General features: G+C 41.6%; 15 protein-coding genes. 1 reads left to right on the forward strand and 14 read right to left on the reverse strand.

Going from position 1 to position 18,718, the window contains the following annotated elements:
• Positions 1 to 158 precede the first annotated feature (158 nt).
• From MUN89_RS17050 to MUN89_RS17070, 5 genes are all read right to left on the reverse strand, one after another.
• A complete protein-coding gene (locus MUN89_RS17050) occupies positions 159 to 986 on the reverse strand; it encodes an aldo/keto reductase (protein WP_244708959.1) in 828 nt (275 codons plus the stop codon).
• Between the two features lie 59 nt (positions 987 to 1,045).
• On the reverse strand, positions 1,046 to 3,313 hold the full coding sequence (helD, locus tag MUN89_RS17055) for an RNA polymerase recycling motor HelD (protein WP_244708960.1): 2,268 nt from the start codon (positions 3,311 to 3,313) through the stop codon (positions 1,046 to 1,048).
• A 338-nt stretch (positions 3,314 to 3,651) separates the two neighbouring features.
• Positions 3,652 to 4,413, reverse strand: a complete 762-nt coding sequence (locus MUN89_RS17060; RefSeq protein WP_244708961.1) for a sugar phosphate isomerase/epimerase family protein — start codon at positions 4,411 to 4,413, stop codon at positions 3,652 to 3,654.
• Positions 4,414 to 4,501: 88 nt separating this feature from the next.
• A complete protein-coding gene (locus tag MUN89_RS17065) occupies positions 4,502 to 4,933 on the reverse strand; it encodes a hypothetical protein (RefSeq protein WP_244708962.1) in 432 nt (143 codons plus the stop codon).
• A gap of 69 nt (positions 4,934 to 5,002) precedes the next feature.
• Positions 5,003 to 6,073, reverse strand: a complete 1,071-nt coding sequence (locus MUN89_RS17070) for an undecaprenyldiphospho-muramoylpentapeptide beta-N-acetylglucosaminyltransferase (protein ID WP_244708963.1) — start codon at positions 6,071 to 6,073, stop codon at positions 5,003 to 5,005.
• A gap of 105 nt (positions 6,074 to 6,178) precedes the next feature.
• On the opposite strand from MUN89_RS17070, the gene MUN89_RS17075 reads away from it, so the two are divergent.
• Positions 6,179 to 7,567, forward strand: coding sequence for an MATE family efflux transporter (locus MUN89_RS17075; RefSeq protein WP_244708964.1), 1,389 nt, complete (start codon positions 6,179 to 6,181; stop codon positions 7,565 to 7,567).
• Between the two features lie 386 nt (positions 7,568 to 7,953).
• On the opposite strand, the gene MUN89_RS17080 is transcribed toward MUN89_RS17075, so the two are convergent.
• The 9 genes from MUN89_RS17080 to proC form a co-directional block, all read right to left on the reverse strand.
• On the reverse strand, positions 7,954 to 9,144 hold the full coding sequence (locus tag MUN89_RS17080; protein WP_244708965.1) for a NupC/NupG family nucleoside CNT transporter: 1,191 nt from the start codon (positions 9,142 to 9,144) through the stop codon (positions 7,954 to 7,956).
• A 315-nt stretch (positions 9,145 to 9,459) separates the two neighbouring features.
• A complete protein-coding gene (gene safA / locus MUN89_RS17085; RefSeq protein ID WP_244713894.1) occupies positions 9,460 to 10,056 on the reverse strand; it encodes a SafA/ExsA family spore coat assembly protein in 597 nt (198 codons plus the stop codon).
• A 254-nt stretch (positions 10,057 to 10,310) separates the two neighbouring features.
• Positions 10,311 to 11,426 carry a Ger(x)C family spore germination protein gene (locus MUN89_RS17090; protein ID WP_244708966.1) on the reverse strand — a complete coding sequence of 372 codons (1,116 nt, stop codon included), beginning with the start codon at positions 11,424 to 11,426 and terminating at the stop codon, positions 10,311 to 10,313.
• Positions 11,423 to 12,613, reverse strand: coding sequence for a GerAB/ArcD/ProY family transporter (locus tag MUN89_RS17095; RefSeq protein WP_244708967.1), 1,191 nt, complete (start codon positions 12,611 to 12,613; stop codon positions 11,423 to 11,425). Before MUN89_RS17095 ends, MUN89_RS17090 begins: the two co-directional genes overlap by 4 nt.
• Positions 12,567 to 14,132 (reverse strand): spore germination protein, encoded by a 1,566-nt coding sequence (locus MUN89_RS17100; RefSeq protein WP_318036140.1) that lies wholly within the window; start codon positions 14,130 to 14,132, stop codon positions 12,567 to 12,569. The genes MUN89_RS17095 and MUN89_RS17100 overlap by 47 nt, the downstream gene beginning before the upstream one ends.
• 139 nt (positions 14,133 to 14,271) lie before the next feature.
• Positions 14,272 to 15,564 carry an NCS2 family permease gene (locus tag MUN89_RS17105; protein WP_244713900.1) on the reverse strand — a complete coding sequence of 431 codons (1,293 nt, stop codon included), beginning with the start codon at positions 15,562 to 15,564 and terminating at the stop codon, positions 14,272 to 14,274.
• Positions 15,565 to 15,794: 230 nt separating this feature from the next.
• Positions 15,795 to 17,249: a PH domain-containing protein gene (locus MUN89_RS17110; protein ID WP_244708968.1), complete on the reverse strand. Its 1,455-nt coding sequence runs from the start codon at positions 17,247 to 17,249 to the stop codon at positions 15,795 to 15,797.
• On the reverse strand, positions 17,242 to 17,718 hold the full coding sequence (locus MUN89_RS17115; RefSeq protein ID WP_244708969.1) for a PH domain-containing protein: 477 nt from the start codon (positions 17,716 to 17,718) through the stop codon (positions 17,242 to 17,244). The genes MUN89_RS17110 and MUN89_RS17115 overlap by 8 nt, the downstream gene beginning before the upstream one ends.
• 120 nt (positions 17,719 to 17,838) lie before the next feature.
• Positions 17,839 to 18,651, reverse strand: a complete 813-nt coding sequence (gene proC, locus MUN89_RS17120) for a pyrroline-5-carboxylate reductase (protein WP_244708970.1) — start codon at positions 18,649 to 18,651, stop codon at positions 17,839 to 17,841.
• Between the last annotated feature and the right edge of the window lie 67 nt (positions 18,652 to 18,718).

An 18,718-nucleotide genomic window follows, 5' to 3' on the forward strand; every position in this document is an offset into this window, starting at 1 on the left:
GCTCCCCCTTTTAAAGACAATTGTCAGGAGTAATGACGGGAATTAAATTTGCAGTTCACCTACCTAAAAAATCCGAATGATGGTGAATCTTACATAAAAGTTCACCTTCATTCGGATTTTATAATGGCTAAAACACTGTTGTCATAGCCCCTTTTTAATTATTGATTGTTAAATTCATCTGGATGGAAACCAATCCGCTCTCCATTATGAAGCTCATTGATGCGAAGAACTTCATCATCTTTTAAATCAAAGTCAAACAAATCTGCGTTTTGAGCCTGGCGGTCTTTGTTTGCCGATTTAGGTATCGTCACAACATTATGGTGAAGATCCCATTTCAACATGATTTGAGCCGGGGTTTTATTGTATTTTTCTGCCAGCTGTTTTAAAATGGCTGCATCAAAATATTTACCTCTTGCCAAAGGTGCCCATGCTTCCATTTGAATCTCATGTTGATGACAAAATTCGCTCAATTCTTTTTGATACAAAGCCGGATGGAATTCAACCTGATTTACCATCGGTTTAATTTCCCCGTCTTTCATTAATTCCTCCAAATGATGCTGCATAAAATTACAGACTCCGATAGCTTTTACTTTTCCTTCTTTGTATAGCTTTTCCATGGCTTTCCAAGTTTCCTTAAACTTACTGCCAACAGGCCAGTGGATTAAGTAGAGATCCAGATAATCAAGGCCTAATTTATTCATGCTGCGTTCAAAAGCACGAAGCGTCTCATCATAGCCTTGTTCGTCATTCCAAACTTTTGTAGTGACAAACAATTCTTCCCTGGGCACATCGCTTTCCCTAATCGCTCTTCCAACTCCTTCTTCATTATCATAGAAAGAAGCTGTATCAATGTGCCGGTAACCGAGGCTTAATGCTGATTTCACCGCTTTAACAACCTGCTCGCCGTCGTCCATTTTATAAACGCCAAGCCCCACCCATGGCATCTTTATTCCATTACTTAACGTTGCAGCTTCTGCTAAACTCATTTTATCCACTCCTTATGAAATTAAAGCATGTGGATAAAATACCCGCCTTCACTTCCCTCTTAAACGTCTAAGCTCGCTTCCTTATACAAAGCGGAGGCGATCTTGGAAAGCAGAAAGGTTTCCCGATTTTCACCTATTAAGAATAAACGATGCAGAGGGCGGGTCATGGCGACATATAACATCTTGATGTCCATTTCATTCAACTGGTAAGCGTGCTCCTTGCAATAAAGAAACACCACATCAAATTCCAGACCCTTAGCCAGGTAAGCAGGGAGCACCATACAGTCTCCCATCCCCTGCTCTTCATCCATCAGTTGAAACGGAAGCCCGGCTTCTGCTAATGTGGAAGCCGCTAGTTCTGCTTCTTTCCATGTCTTGGTTATCACAGCGAAGCTGGCCATATTTTGTCCCTTCAGCTCTTGTACTACTTCGCCCACATACTTCGTCCAAGTTTGTGTGAGCGGAGCAAAAATCGGTTTCTCTCCATGCCTGACAACTGGTTCCGCTTTTGGCAGCTGTTCAGGCATTAACGCCAGCAATTGATTGGCAGCATCCATTATTTCAATCGTGGTTCTGTACGTTTTTTGCAGCGTAAGGTATGTGGCCTTTGGAAACACGTCTTTCATTAATGTGTCCCAATCTTTAAGCCCTCGATATCGATAGATCCCCTGAGCCAAGTCGCCTACTATTGTAAAAAGATCTGTCCGAAAAGCTCTTCTTAAGCTGAAAATTTCAAAGTAGCTGTAATCCTGAGCTTCATCTATAACAATTTTTTTCATCTGATCATCTTTATGAAGTCCGCTCAGGTAAGATTTCATATATAAGAGCGGAGCTAAATCCTCTGCTTGCAGCTGTTTTCTCCGCAGATATTCTTCTGTTTTTTTCTTTAAAGGCTTTAAACGGTTGGCGTCATGAAGAGCTGCTTGGCGAAAGTTTTCTTCTGTAAACAAGTCCCGGTAAAGCTGAACCAGTTTGAATTTAGGATACTGCTTCATATATTTTGCCACAGCGGTACGTGCTTCTTTCTTTACCTCTTTTAACCGCTCTTCTTTACGAGTAATTAAGTAGCTTACTCTCACCTTTCTTTTCTCAGGATCTTTCATTCCAAAGAGGGCATGATCCAGCTCCTCGTCGTATTTGGCTGCAAGACTTGAAAGAATCTGCTTTTTCTTGCGGCGCACTTCACTTTGCAGGACGGCTTTTATCTTTTGGACCCGTACTTCATAAGGAAAATAATCGTACTCTTCCACAAACAGCCGTTTGATTGCTTTTCCGCTCTTAATTCTGAATCCGGCTAAATAAAAATCCTGATCCACTTCGTACTGTTTTTTTACGATTTGGACATAGCGGTCAATGACTTCCTTAAAAGCTTTGGAGCCCTTATATTCAGCCATCCAAAGCTCTTCATTTCCTTGTTCAATCGCATCGGTAAGCGTCTCTTGCGGAGTTACCACAATCCAGGTTAAACCCGTCACATGCTTTACAAAGTCTATAAAGGTAAACTGCTTCGCTTTGTGAACTCCTAATTCCGGGAGAACCTCTGATATATAGTGAATAAATAAACGATTGGGGGCTAAAATCAGCATCTCTTCCGGTTTAAAAATTTCCCGCATCGTATACAAAAAGTACGAAATGCGGTGTAGAGCAATGGTAGTTTTTCCGCTCCCTGCAGCGCCCTGGACAATAATTGGTTTTCTCAGGTCTGCCCGAATGACACGGTTCTGTTCTTCCTGAATGGTAGAGACGATTTCGGTCAGGCGGTTTTCTGAAGTTTGAGATAAGGAATCCTGCAACAGCTCGTCCTTGGTGGTCATATCAATATCCCTGAAGCTCTGCAATTCACCTTGTTCAATCTGATATTGACGTTTTAAAGAGACGCTTCCTTCGTAAACTTCTCCTTCGTGAGCTTCATAACTCACATCCCCAAGTCTTCCTTCATAATAGACGTTGGCAAGCGGGGAACGCCAATCCAGAATAATAGGGTTCTGGGTTTCACGGTCAAATAATGAGACTTTTCCAATGTAGAAGATTTCCTGATCTGGTTTTTCTTTTCGATGAAAATCAATGCGGGCAAAGTAAGGTTTGTTTCGTAGTTGTTTGAGGTGTTCTAACTGGTCTCTCGACATTTTCATGAAGCTTGCGTGTGTGAGCATTTCCTGGTAACGAAGACTGCTGTCCTTAAAATCGAGCTTTTCCAAAACGTCTTCCTGCCGCTGCTTTAACGCTTCTTGTCCGAATTCCTGCGAAGTAATAAGATGGTCCATATACGTTTTAGTAAATATAAGACGGTCGAGCTCTAGCTTAAAATCAGGATGTTGATCGGTCATTTGCCATTCTCCCTTCAGCTTATAAATGGAATGACGTTTCAAGCAGGCCCTCATGTTGTTTTTTTCGAAGCAACGAAATTTACGATACCATAAAAAAGAAACCGGAGCAACAAATATCTATCCGCTTACATTTTTACCTTCTGCCGAGAAGGTTCGATCTTAAAGAGTCGGTTAAGGCGGCAATTTTATTTAATCTACTAATTATCATAAAAATGCATTTAAAAAGAATTCTCCTCCCCTGACTCGGGAAAGAGAATTCTTTATTCGATCTTTACATGAAAGATGAAGAGTTAGACAAAAAGCATTTTTCTACTCATTTATCACTTGCGATCGGGCTATTACTTTGCAGTTAAAAGCTCTTTTAAGTTCTCGGCGTTTACTTTGGAGCTCTCCATCTGATCCATTTCATAATGCTCCTGCTCCACGATCATCCATTCTACCTCGTTATTTTTACTTGTGTTAATAATTTCAGCTATATCTAAGTTTCCTTGACCAATTTCTGTACTGATCTGTTGATTTCCTTTTTTTGTAATATCTTTAATGTGTAAAGAAATGATCCGGTCTCCATACGTTTGAATCAACTCATTCGGATCATGGCCGGCGTATAAGGCCCAAAAACAATCGAGTTCCATCTTGACGTACTCCGGATCGGTATTGTTCCAAATAATTTCAAATCCAGTCGAGGCACCTTGAGGTTCAAATTCGAAAGCGTGGTTATGGTAGGCAAAAGTAAATCCTGCTTTGTTACACCTTTCCCCAATGTTATTCAGCAGATCTGCGACATTTTTATAATCCTCTGCATTCTGCCTCATGTTTTCCGGGAGAAAAGGGCAGATGATTAACGAATTATTAATTTCCCGGTTGTATTCAAGGGTTTCCTGCAACTGGGCACCGCGTAATAAGTCAATGCTTATATGTGCACCTGCCGGCTCAATCGATTTCTGGTCAAGCAAAGTCCGCAGTTCTTCTGCAGGCGTTTCAAAAAAGCCTGCAAACTGGACACCTTCATAACCAAGGTCAGCTACTTTTGAAATGGTCCCTAAAAAATCCTGCTCTACTTCCTCTTTTATCGAATAAAGCTGTAATCCCATTTTACTCATATAAATCCTCCTCAGGTTTGTAAAGCAATTGAGTACTACTGCATGTAATTCCTTCGATTTTGAACCGGGTTATTCCTGCCCCTATTGATTATTTGTTCTTTTTTCTCCCTGGAATTCTGCTTTCAATAGCAATGAATGACAATATCCTCAGTAGCACAGGATATAGAGCCAGCACTCCGATAAGATCTCCTACCGCTCCGAGCAGCGAAGTCGACAGCATGAGGATTGATAATCCCAGCATAATGAAAACCGTTACGAGTCCAACAGTCCCATTAATCGGAGTCCATGCTCCAGCAACCGTTCGTGTATCCTCTTCAAGAAGCTGAAAGCAGCGATAGTGATAAGGACGAATCCGAAACCAGCTGGACGCGGTCACCAGTTCATCTCTGCTTTTTATTTCTTTGAAACAATAACGGCATATATGAGTGTCCACTTTATCTACTCCCAACCTGCATTTTTTTACCCATAAATATTCATGATCTTCTCTATTGTAACGCAGGCGCATCATATTTCTAAGCATTAAGAAGCGCAAGGACAAAACTGCTGCAAAATAAAGAACCTGCAGTGACGACCGCCACTGCAGGTTTCATTATTTTTGAGCATTTTGAATGAGGGAAACCACTCTTTCCTTCGTTTTTTCACTTTGATAATTTTCCATTTGTTGAATCATGGCCTCTTTATCATCAATTAAATGTCTGATTTCCGAAAGCAGACGTTCATTCGATAGATCCTCTTCTTCTAATTTATGAGCATATCCCTGCTTAACGAAAGAATCCGCATTTAAGATCTGGTCCCCGCGACTCGCTTTTCTTGAGAGTGGGATGAGAAGCATCGGTTTTCGTAACGCAAGGAATTCAAAAATAGAATTGGAGCCCGCTCTTGAAACTACGAAATCACTCGCCGCAAAAAGGTCCTTCAATTCATCTTTCACGTATTCGAACTGAGCATACCCACGATGATTAAAAGCAGGATCAACATTATTCTTTCCACAAACGTGGATGACTTGAAGATCGTTTAATAAGGGTTCTAAATTACTGCGAACCGCCTCATTAATCTTCTTTGAACCCGTGCTGCCTCCCATAACCATAAGGACAGGCTTTTGACTCGTAAACCCGCATAGCTGCAGTCCTTTTCGAGCATTTCCTGTGAAGAGCTCTTCCCGGACAACCGCACCGATGTACTCGCCTTTTTCTTCAGGCAGATGCTGCATCGTCTCTGGAAATGTAGCCAATATTTTGTGTGCAAAAGGGAAAGACAGCTTGTTAGCTAGTCCTGGCGTATAATCAGATTCATGAATAATTGCTGGTACACGATTAAGCTTCGCTGCTGCAACCACCGGGACAGAAACAAATCCCCCTTTTGAAAAAACTACGCGAGGCTTTCTCTTTCGAATAATACCAATCGACTGGAGTAGCCCTTTCATGACTTTAAAAGGATCTTTAAAGTTTTCTTTAGACATGTATCTTCGCAGTTTCCCAGTGGAAATGGAATGGTAGGTCACTCCTGAAATGGATTCTATCAGCTGCCGTTCAATTCCTTCATACGAGCCAATATAATCTACTTCATATCCCTGTTTCTGAAATTCAGGAATAAGAGCCAGATTTACGATGACGTGACCAGCTGTTCCTCCGCCGGTAAAGAGTATCCGCTTATTCTTCATAGCAGCTTTCAACGTCCTTTCTTCGATGGATGTAGCTGGGTTTCAATAGATAAATGTGCTATAATCCTCGTGTTCTTATGGAATTGTATCAAAAAGGAGATACTTATGTATGAGACTCACACGATTCAAGCAAAAATAAAGTTACTGCTAACCATTTTAACGCCTATCCTCATTACACAAATAGGTATGTATTCAATGAATTTTTTCGATACGATCATGTCAGGGAAAGCAGGGCCGAACCAGCTTGCCGGTGTCGCCATCGGTTCAAGTATCTGGGTGCCGGTATTTACAGGATTGAATGGGATTCTTATGGCGATTTCTCCAATTGTCGCCCAATTAAAAGGAGCAAAGAAGGAAGAAGATATTGCGCCATCCGTCATTCAAGGGGTGTACCTTGCGATAATACTTGCTGTAACCGTCGGCATCACTGGATATTTCCTGCTAGATCCAGCGCTCCATTTATTAGATATAGATCCTGAAGTGAGCCATGTCGCTAAATATTATTTAATCACACTTGGAACAGGAATCATACCATTATTTGTGTTCAATATCTTAAGGTCATTTGTCGATGCTCTCGGTATAACAAGGATTTCTATGTTCATCATTTTACTAAGTCTTCCGGTCAATATTCTATTCAATTACGTATTGATCTTTGGAAAATTCGGCCTTCCAGCTCTAGGAGGAATAGGTGCCGGCCTTGCTTCTGCTCTCACATACTGGACTTCGTTAATCATTATTTTGATCGTAATCGCCAAGGTTAAACCGTTAACCAGTTATCACCTGATGTCAACAAGGATTGCCCCCTCCCTTAAAGAATGGTGGGAACAATTAACAATCGGAATCCCCATTGGTTTTGCCATTTTCTTTGAAACAAGTATTTTTGCCGCGGTTACATTTTTTATGACTGCCTACGACACGAATACAATCGCAGCCCATCAGGCGGCTATTAACTTTGCTTCTTTTTTATATATGATTCCGCTTAGCATAGCATTTTCGCTTACTATTGCAGTGGGATTTGAAGCTGGTGCTAAGCGTGAACGGGATGCGAAAACTTATTCTTACCTGGGGATTATTCTGGCCGTAGGCTTTTCTATCATTGCTGGGGTAATTTTATATGTCCTGGATGATCAGGTAGCCCGCCTTTACAGCTCTAATCAAAAAGTCATTGAACTGACAAAGCACTTTATTTACTATGCGATTTTCTTTCAGTTATCAGATGCCTTCGGAGCCCCTATACAAGGAGTTCTCCGCGGCTACAAGGACGTCAACATTACACTCGTCATGGCCTTTATTTCGTATTGGGTGATCGGTCTCCCAAGCGGATATCTGCTGGCCACCCATTCTTCGCTCGGCCCTTTTGGATATTGGATGAGCTTAATTATCGGACTAACAGCCGGTGCAGTCTGTCTACTTTGCAGAATGCTTATCCTGCAAAAAAAACGGGCGCGCAGGCTGAAATATAAAAAAGAAGCCGGCCCTTCATTAGAGCCCTAAACTAAAGATGAACAATGAAGGATATGGGAAATTCATAAGTCTCGTTCGTTCTAAGTAACCGTTTGGGGAATAAACCCTGCTATTAGCAGTCCTGCGTCGAGCAGACCGTTAAAAGCAAAGGAATGTTTGTCTCCGGCACAAAAAATATTTTGTAGAAAACTACAAGAAAAAACCCGCATTCATTCCTGAATGCGGGTTTAACACTCCTCTTTATTTTAAGTTCATGACGGGCAGGAAGACAAAACACAGTTTGCACTTTAAGGGAGAAAGGCAACAGCGTGTAAAATACAAAAAATCCGAACGAAGATGAAATGGTATGATAAACAATTCACCCTCATTCGGAATTTAGTATGACTGAAACACGTGTGTCCCAGCCTCTTGATGGTTTATAGGAAAAGTCCTGCCATCGTAGCAGATAACATAGAGCCTAGAGTGGCACCGATCAGCAGCTTCATTCCAAAACCGGAAACTTTTCTTCCTTTGTCAGGATCAATCCCCTGTACTGTACCGGCAATAATCCCGATAGAGGAAAAGTTAGCGAAGCTTGTAAGAAAGACCGTAACAATTCCAACTGTTTTTTCTGATACTGAAGGAACCATGTCTTTAAATTGAAGCATAGCCACAAATTCATTCGTCACAATTTTAGTTCCCATAATGGCCCCTGCATCAATGACTTCACCAGCTGGTATTCCCATAAGAAGTCCAATTGGTGCAAGCACATATCCTAATGCTTCCTGTAAAGTAAACCCATTAAATAGAGATGAGAATACAGCGTTCACTAAGTCAAGAGAAGCAATAAAGGCAATCAGCATAGCCGCAACTATTAAAGCAATTTTCCCGCCATCTAATGCTCCGTTCCCCATGGCTTCAAAAAAGCTGTTCGCATTGGACACTTCGTGAATATCTACATGGTCCTCCTCTTTCGAAACTTTAACAGGCGAGATTAATGAAGCAACAATCAGCGCACTAAACATATTAAGCGGAAGAGCCACCAGTACAAACTCTGCAGGAAGTATATTAATATAAGCTCCTACGATTGAAGCAGATACAGAGCCCATAGCTGATGCACTTACGATATAAAGCCGATTTTCACTTAAATGAGAGAATTGGGACTTAATTGCAAGGATCGCTTCAGACTGGCCGAAGAAGATACTGTTCACAGCATTAAAAGATTCCACTTTTGGAAGGCCGGTAATATAGGAAATAAACTGGCCGATATATTTAATAATGAAGGGAAGTATTTTTAAATACGTAAGTACAGAAAGGATGGTTGCAAAGAAAATAATTAATAAAAGTACGTTAAAGAAGAAAACAGTAGCGCCGTCATTAACCGCAATTCCTCCAAGAACGAAATCTACTCCAGCTGAACCATATTTAATCAGCTTGTTAAATACCCATGACACTCCATCAATAATTGTTCGTCCAACCTCTGTTTTAAACATCACCAGCGTAGTAATCAGCTGTGCCACTAACATAACGATGACGCCAGTATAGTTAATGTTCTTTCGATCATTAGACATTAGAAATGCAATTCCGAGAATCACGGCAATTGCCACGATACCTAGTAGGATATCCACACTTTGTTCCTCCTCAATTGTAATAAGTCGTCTCTTTTCGACAATGAAAGTGTTTTCATCATTGGTTTCCATAAAGGATTTTAACAGGTTGTCAGACGTCTTGCAAGGGAATATTAATAGAGCGAATCTTCTTACTAATACTTTTCCTTTATTCTTTTTTGTCCATTCCCTGTAATAACAAGCATTTACCATCATTTTTTTTAAAATTATGTAACAATTACCATAAGGTACTAGGTAAATGAAATTAGAATTTTATCCAATCATCATGACAGCCTAAAGACAATGTCTTTAGGCTGTATTACTTCCCTATGTTGTTTACTTACTAATAAACATTTGTGACCAGTAAGTACCATAGCTGCCGCCTTTGGCATAACCTACTCCAATATGAGTTAGGTTCCGGTTCAGAATGTTTTTTCTATGTCCAGAGCTGTTCATCCATCCGTTGACAACCTCTTGAGCTGTTCTCTGCCCTGCCGCTATGTTTTCTGCCGCACTTCGATAAGAGATATTAAAATCACTCATCATTTGAAATGGCGACCCATAAGTTGGGGATGTATGAGAGAAGTATCCATTGCTCGCCATATCTCTCGCTTTGTAACGTGCCACTCTGGATAACTGCCAATCTTCTTTTAACGCCGGAAGTCCGCGGCTGGTCCGCTCCTGGTTGGTTAAGTCAATTACCTGCTGTTCAATGGATTTCACTTGTTTCTTTAATGGCACTGTGACCTTCTGCCCGGGGTAAATCAAATCGGGATTTGCAATCTGCGGATTTGCGTTAATAATCTCAGATAAACCAATTTGATAGCGTTTAGAAATTTTCCACAACGAATCTCCCCATTTCACTGTGTAAGTTGCTGTCGACTGCGCTTGAGATTCAGCCGGGTGCTGCACAAACAATACGGCTGAAGCCATAATGATAACCATCCACATCCAGACTACTTTCAAACTACTCACTCCTTAATAACGTTATCGATAGTAGTCTGGCTTGAAATTGAGAATTTATGTAAAAAAAATGCACCCGGCAGTGGTCAGCCGCCGGGTGCTTTACCTAGGGAGGTAAAATCATCTATTAATGAAAGGCTTCAGCTTCTTTGTCCACAAGCTAAGCCTTTTCATTTTCACTCTAGTATATAGACGAATGGCCCCAATGAAAGGTTTCAAATAATTTAATTAATAATCCCAAGCTCTTGAATTTCAACAGTAACCTTAGGTTCAAATTCGATGTCAGGAAATTCCTCATTCCAATCCAGCCTGTCCCATACATCAGGTTTATAAGCCATCACCCGCCGTCCGATACCAAACACATCACTGTTCGCTTCCTGGACGATATCTATGATTTCTTTTGCATCTTTCGTCAATACCTCGGACAGTCTTTTATTGACTTTTTCTACTTTACTGTACGAATCCAAATGGTTTTTAGGATACTCGACTATTCTTGCTTTCAGATTTAAACGAACGGTGACTTTTACTTCACTGTCTTTAGCATCGATTTTAAGCTTTTGATCAGCTTTCATTACGTTAATGCTTATATAATCCAGCAATGGGTTGTCGCCTTCTTTACCGATTTTTTTTGTAATTCTGGCATATTGGCCCCGGTAGCCTTCAAGAAGCATTAAGAGCAGGGATTGTTCTGGTGTTAAATGAACACCAGTGTAATTTTCGTCATGAAACAACGCGAGACCATCATACTTAATCAACTGAGATTCTTCCAATACTTTTAAATAAGGAAGCGTAAAATCCTTTCCTGGTGATAACAAATCAGAACAAATGAGCTGCAGGTTTTTTCCGGTGAAGTGAGTCGATGTAATGTTAGATTCAAGGATACCGCTAATGTAAGTGCTTATTCTCGGTTCGGTTTGATTTTTTATCGAAACCGCTTTTCCTGCCTCACCTTCAACAATCCCCAGATAAGCGTTCAGATTATTTCTCGGATTGCGGTAAAAATCATCTAAGATCGGGTATATTCCCTTCTGGGCAAGCTCTTCTCCGAGCAGAATGACCTTCAGCTTGGACGGGTCAAAGGACTGGGAGATCATTTCATCAATTCTCTCGCGTGCTTCCCTTACATTATCTGCTTCCGCAGAAACGATTTGAATATGTTCTGGTCCAGGTCCCTCTCCTCCTCGTTGAACAGAAGGAATGGACACCGTTTCATGCAAATCCCCATCCTCAGTTAAATCAAATGCTTTTGTCAACACTAATTTTATATCTTTAAATTGGCGCTGGTCCCAGCAGCCGGTAAGCAGGAACAAACTAATCAGCATGCACAGGGCTTTTTTCATGAAGCTCCCCCCTTCTTTTTAAATAAACTTCGTATTTTAATACAAAGGTAAATAAGTACAGGGAAACCGATGGAGAAAAAGTAGCCGGAGTTTACGACGTACGTCGTAAACGTTTCGATTTTTTTCATATCGTACCCAATAAAAAAGGCAAAACTGAAGATTATGAGGGACACGAGTATTCTACTTAGCTGTTTTCTATTAGAATGAAAAATTGATAACAGGCCTTGCGATGACATATACAAATACGTAGAAAACGTAGTAGCCACAGATACAATCCATATCGAAATAAAAAACAAATCCACCCGGGCTACAATTGGAAACTCATAGGATTTAAGCATATACAGCACCGGCTCAGGTACCAATCCTACTTCGTTAGTGCTGAAAAATGTAAACGAGACCATTACAATAAATAAATAAAAGCAAACGACAAACCAGTGAGCTTGAAAAATAGTCTTCAGTTTATCTTTAGGCTTCCCTTCTACTTCTGAAAACAACACCAGTGATACGATAAAGCCGAAAAAGGAAAGGATCGCTTCATGGGAACCTTTAATAATCGGTCCCAAACCATTGTGACCGATCGGTAAAATGTACACCAGCCGAATTTCTTTTAAGGAGTAGATCATAAGAATGAGCAGCATGGCCAGTAAGAAGGACAGAGCTGTGTACAGTCTCCCCATAACTAATAAATCTGCTGAATTAAGGTACAAGCAGATTAAAACCATGAGAAAAGCCAGCACCCAAAATGGTGTGCTCGGAAGTACCCATAAACTGATCATCCGTCCAAACAACAGCAGAATCAGGACTCCAATACTAAGAAAGTAAACTACGTAAATAAGTGAGAAAAATTTCCCCACCCATTTCGTCATCGTATTTTCCATAATTTTAAAAAAGTTATCCTGCGGACTGCTTCTGCCTATTAACCACAGAATAAAAATTACGGCCTGGATCAGCACAGCAGCAATGATTAAGGAAATCCAACCGTCCTGTTTTGCAGCCTTGTGTAAATCATAGGGCATACTTAAAATCCCGACTCCAATCTGCGTTTGAATAATCATGAAAAAGTACTGGCGTCGGGAAAGCTTCTGTTTAAATTCAGGAGGACTCTGTTTCGTTTTAAGCCCTTTTTTTGATCCTGGAGTTTCAGGATTGTTGATTTGACTGGTTGTCTGGTTGCTTTTTTTGCTCACGTTTTTTCCACTCCCTTGATGAATCCATTGCAACGGGCTGCATCGGGTGAGCATCCTTCGGGCGTTTTTTCATTTGATAAAGTGGTATTCGAACAAAGGTATCTTTAAGATCCGCCAGGCGCAGCGGTGCAACCGGGGCAAAATAAGGGACACCAAAAGATTCCAGTTTAACTAAATGGATTATGATAAACAACAGACCAAATACAATGCCAAGAAAACCTAAAGTAGCAGCAAGTATAATGAGCGGAAATGTTAACAGTCTGAGTGTCGTACTCAATTCGTTTGAGGGCACCACAAATGATGCGATGGCAGTTAATGCGACAACAATAACCATTAAGTTGGATACAAGCCCCGCTCTAACGACAGCATCCCCAATGACGAGACCTCCGACGATACCGATCGTTTGTCCGATCGGCTGAGGCAAGCGGATCCCCGCTTCACGAATGAGTTCAATAATGACCACCATCACAAAGGCTTCCATAATTGGCGGGTAAGCAATTTCGTTAATCGAGCTCTTTACCGGGATAATCAATTCATCAGGAATCACTTCAAAATGAAAGCTGACGATGGCAATATAAAATGCTGGAAACCCTACAGCGATTAAAAAACTCATCAGTCTAATTAAGCGGACAAAGGTGCCGGTATACCAGCGCATGTTGTAATCATCCGGAGACTGATAAAACATAAAAAAAGTCGAAGGAGCAATTAAACATGTCGGGCTTCCTTCGGCAAGGATCGCCACCCTCCCTTCCATGATATTAGCGGTTACTCTGTCAGGTCTTTCTGTATTCAGCATTTGCGGAAATGGAGACAGCGTACTGTCTTCAATAAATTCCTCCACATACCCCGGGCTGTGGATCATATCTGCACTTATATCCTTCAGCCTCGTCTCAATCTTTTGCAGCACAACAGGGTCTGTAATTCCTTCCATATAAATTAATGCAATGTTTGTATTAGTTTTTTTTCCCAGCTTGTAGTACTTCACTTTTAAATCTCTATGTTCGATCCGTTTTCGGACTAGATTAATGTTAATCAGTAAGTTCTCTACAAACCCATCATGTGAACCGCGAATGATCTTTTCATTAGCCGGTTCTTCAACAGTGCGGTTAAAGGCCGAGGTGACATTAAATTGATACGCCCTCTTTCTGCCTTCCTCCAGGTAGACAGCATGGCCGCGGAGAAGCGTGATAATCACCTGTTCCAGATTTTCTGTAACCTTCGAATTAGGAATCTCTGAGATATCATCGATTCTCCCCATTTCCAGAGGAGCGAAGATATTCTCCTGCACTTTCTCCTGATCAGTTAACGAATCAAAATAGAGCAGAGCAGCTTTGCCATTTTTAAGCACACGAATTTTTAAATCATCGGTATGTTTAAACTCCTCTAACAAATAATCCACATTTTTGGACAGATTCCCAGAACATGGCTGTACGGGGTCCTTTGATTCTTCTCTTATTGAACTGTCCACTACTCTATCTTTGCGGTTCTTAAATAACCAGTTCATAAATGCCATTGTCATCACCTATCCATATCCTGTCACAGAATACAGAATTTATACTGTGATGCCTATAATTAGAATCAAAGAGGATTTCATTCCTGACAGCCAATCCAATAAAAAAAGCTGCCGAGACAATCGACAGCCTTAGGCATTCATTTAACTAGTGGGAAGGGAAGAAGATCAACTGCAGTACAAAAATAAGCGCAAACAGATACAACAGCCAATGCACGGACTTTGCTTTCCCTCTTACGACTTTGACGAATGGATATAAAATAAACCCTATGGAAATCCCGGTAGCAATACTTGAAGTAAGCGGCATAGTCAGAATGATGATAAAAGCTGGGAAAGCATCATCAAATGAGCTCCATTCCACTTTAGCCAGCCCCTTCATCATAAAGCAGCCGACAATGATTAGGGAAGGCGCAGTGATTGCCGCTAAATCTGATACTGCCGCAATAACCGGCGAAAAGAACATGGACACAATAAACAAGCCGGAAACCACTATAGTCGTAAGACCCGTCCGTCCTCCTGCTGCTACACCCGTCGATGATTCAATATACGCAGAAGAAGGACTCGTTCCAAACATTGAGCCTACCGTCGTGGCTGTTGCATCGGCCATTAGAGCAGCCCGGGCTTTTGGAAGGCTGCCATCCTTGTTCAGGAACCCTGCTTGTTCAGCTACGCCTACCATAGTTCCTGTCGTGTCGAAAATGGTTACTAATAAGAAGGCAAATACGACTGTATAAAGTCCATTTGAAAATACACCGGAAAGATCCACATCCCAAAACACCGGCGCTGGTGGTGCAGATACTAATCCATCTATCTTCAACTGGCCAGTCATGAAGGCAAGGATGGAAGTTAAAATCATTCCAATGAATAAGGCACCGGTTACATTTCTAGTAACGAGCGCCAAAGTGATGAGGAGTCCCGCAATTGTAAGCAGCGTACCCGGTTCCGATAAGTCACCTAAGGTTACAAGAGTTTCCTCACTTCCTACAATAATATTAGACATTCTCAACCCTAAAAATGCGATAAACAAACCGATTCCTGAGGTGATCCCATATTTTAATGATGGCGGGATTGCAGTAATCAGCTTTTCCCGAAGGCTTGTTAAACTAAGAAGGACAAACAGGATTCCTGCTATAAATACAGTTCCTAATATCGTTGAATAACCAACCCCCTGCTGGGTAACCTCCGTAACAAAGTAAGCGTTCATACCCATCCCCGGTGCAATAGCGATTGGGTAATTGGCTGCTAATGCCATGATTAATGTACCGATTACCGCTGCGATAATTGTTGCCATAAATACTTGATTCAGCGGCAGTCCTGCTCCTTTAAGTATGACAGGGTTGACTACGATAATATAAACCATCGTCAAAAAGGTAGTCGCTCCTGCAAGCACTTCAGTTTTTACACTTGTGTTGTTTTCTTCTAATTTAAATCGGTTGAACAATCCAGACACCTGACTTTCCTATAAAATCACACTCGCTATTATATTCACTTTCCGTACATAGTTCAACAGATATGTATTTAATGTTCGTTTTTAACTTAATTATTAAAATATACTTCTACGCTTCACCCAAATTACCCATACATAACGAACAATCAAAAAACACTAACAAAAAGCACAAAGGACCCTCCATATCCCTTGTGCTTTTTCATATAATATATTATTCCAGCGGATTAAGCTTGCGTTTGATCGGGACGGTACCACTCCATAACGGAATCGCAATCCGTACGTTCTAAGTATAAGCATTCGGCCTGTGCCCCGCCGGCACCTGATTTCATTACAACGCGGACACTCTTGAGCTCCGCATGTTTTTGAAAGAGGCTTTGCGCAGTCTCCGCCGATTGAATACGATATTTTTTCATCACATACGTACGCAGGGAAAACACCCTGTTTCTGATGGTCAATTGTTTTTCTACTAAAGAAAACCCTGTACCAAGATAAGAAAGCCATCCTAAAACCGTGAAGAACACAGGTACCACCAATGCCATGACACCGAATGGCCAAAAGAGAACAGCCGCGGCAATGGCTAGAATCCATGTCAACCATGACTTTCTCAATATATAGCGACGAAGGGAACGCCTCGGCGGCCGCTTCAAGTGGGCGTCTATTTGATAATCAGGCAGAATCCTCCCTAGAGCTTTACTCAATTCCCTCCTATTGATGAGAGGAAATAGTTTTAGCTGCTGCTCCGCTTCCGTTTTCACGGACCCCCCTGCACTTATAAGTGTAAGCGAAGCAAACCCTAGAGGCTGACGGATCAAATTTTCATCTATTCTTAGTCCCTGGATTCGATTTTTTGGAATAGTCATCTGCCTCTTTTCCAGGAGACCTCGAGTGATAATAACATCATCCTGATCTAGAAATACAGAGAAATTCGCATACCTGAAAATGGTCATAATGATCGCCGCTCCATAAGCAATTAACAGGACTGAGAAAACGGCACTAGCAATCACGAGAACGCCAAATTGCAGCCACCCTTTTACCTGCTCATAGATCATACCTAAAGGGAGAGAATCCATTATTTGAGAGAAAAACACACCTACCCCTGATAATACGACACCTGCTCCTCCTGAGGTAATCGCCATAATCAATAAATCCTTCATTTTCATTTCAAAAACAAGTTCCCGCTCCTGCCCGTTTTCTGTACGATCTGGTTCTCTTTTATGGCCCTGCTTTTCTTGAAAGATAACTGCTTCAAGCTCGTCAGCTTCCGATCGCTTAATGGCCGTTAATTCAGCTTCGGCCTTTTGCTTGCCTCCTGAACCGCCTGCGGTTTCTACGGAGACTTTTACAAGCTCGAACGGCCGGTGAAAAATCCCTTCAGAAAAGTTAAGGCTTTGGATGCGGTCAATCGGAATGTAGCGCTTTTTCTTAAATATGAGGCCATATTCAATTCGTAGTTCTCCTTCTTCAATTCGATATGTAAAACGAATCCATCTGAATATCCCACTCAACAGTACACCAATTAAAACAACGGCAGAAATACCAAGCGAAAACCAATTCGGTGACCCTCCGGAAAAATTTCCATTTAAAAAAACAATGACTATAAGGGGAAATATAGCCTCTCTTATTCCTTTAAAAAAATTAATGATGGCAGAAATGGGATGAAGCTTCTTATATTCAGACATCCTCTTCCGCCACCCTTGCTAAAGATGAAATCGACTGCCGCAGACGTTCAGCTTCTCTTTCGTCGAGAGCTGGAACCTTATGTACAGTGGCTGCTGTGGAGATACTAATCGTTGCCAGGCGGTATTTTCTTAGTAATGGACCTTGTTCAGTATCCACATGCTGGACGCGGACCATCGGGACAAGCGTCCTTGTAACAATGAAAAGCCCATGTTGAAGTTCAATTTCTACATCGCTGACTTCATACCTCCACCTTTTCCAGCGAATGGATGGAATCAGCCATACGGAAAAGATCAATAAAAGCAAGATCAGTCCCAAAGGAATCAGTACCAGCCATGCCGGCCAATCCCACAATTGGATCATAATTTGCAAGGCAATTGCAGCAATCACAACTGCTCCTGTTTGAATGCCGCCATAAATTCTCCATAACAGTAAGGCACGCTCCGAAATCCGTTGATTCGGCTCCCTCATTACTCTCCCTCCTCAATCAAACACTTTCCCTACTAGATACGAGTCTTTTCGATAAAAGGTTTCAAACGATACGAAAACCAGACATGGTATTGTTCAGCATGTCTGGTTTTTATTTACCCTTCATTCACCTTTCGAAAGCTCTCGTGCTCGATTCGTACATGCGGTCATCCCTTGGATAACTGAGCTGCGCAACCCTGACTCCTCAAGCGCCGCTACCGCATCAATCGTAACGCCACCAGGAGTACATACGTCATCCTTCAACTGTCCAGGGTGCTTGCCTGATTCGAGCACCATCTTTGCAGCTCCCATGACAGCTTGAGATGCCAGTTTGTATGCTTTATCGCGTGGAAAACCTTGCTGAACAGCAGAGTCCGTCATCGCTTCGATAAACATATAGACAAATGCAGGAGAAGAACCACTAAGAGAAGGGACGACATCCATCAGTTTTTCGGCAATAACTTCTGCTTCACCGAAGCTTTCCACAATCTCTAATACGTCAGCCAGTTCTTCTTTTGTTACAAATTCATTTGGACAAAGTACACTCATCCCGGCGCCAACGAGTGAAGGGGTATTCGGCATAGAACGAATCACTTTCACATTAAAGCCAAAGGCTTTTTTCGTGGCTTCAAGTGTAACGCCAGCAGCAATAGTAACGACTACAGTATCCTTGGCAATCTCATCCTTAATTTCTTCAATAACCTCTTTATAAATATAAGGCTTTACAGCAAGGAATAAAATATCGCTTTCCTGTGCCAGCTTCTTGTTATCGCTCGTAATATTAATGCCATACTCCTCAGCTACAAAGTCGATGGTTTCATCAGTTATGGCCGTAGCAGCTATTTGATTTGCCGGGACGACTCCAGCTTTCACCATGCCGTGAATCATTGCTTGTCCCATTTGGCCACATCCTAGGAATCCTATTTTTTTGTTCACCCGTATCGCCTCCTTTTGTGACTTTCATTGTATCCGATAATCTTCTCGTTCACAATCGATTATGTAA

This window comes from Halobacillus salinarum (assembly GCF_022919095.1).
Taxonomy (GTDB): Bacteria; Bacillota; Bacilli; order Bacillales; family Halobacillaceae; genus Halobacillus_B; species Halobacillus_B salinarum.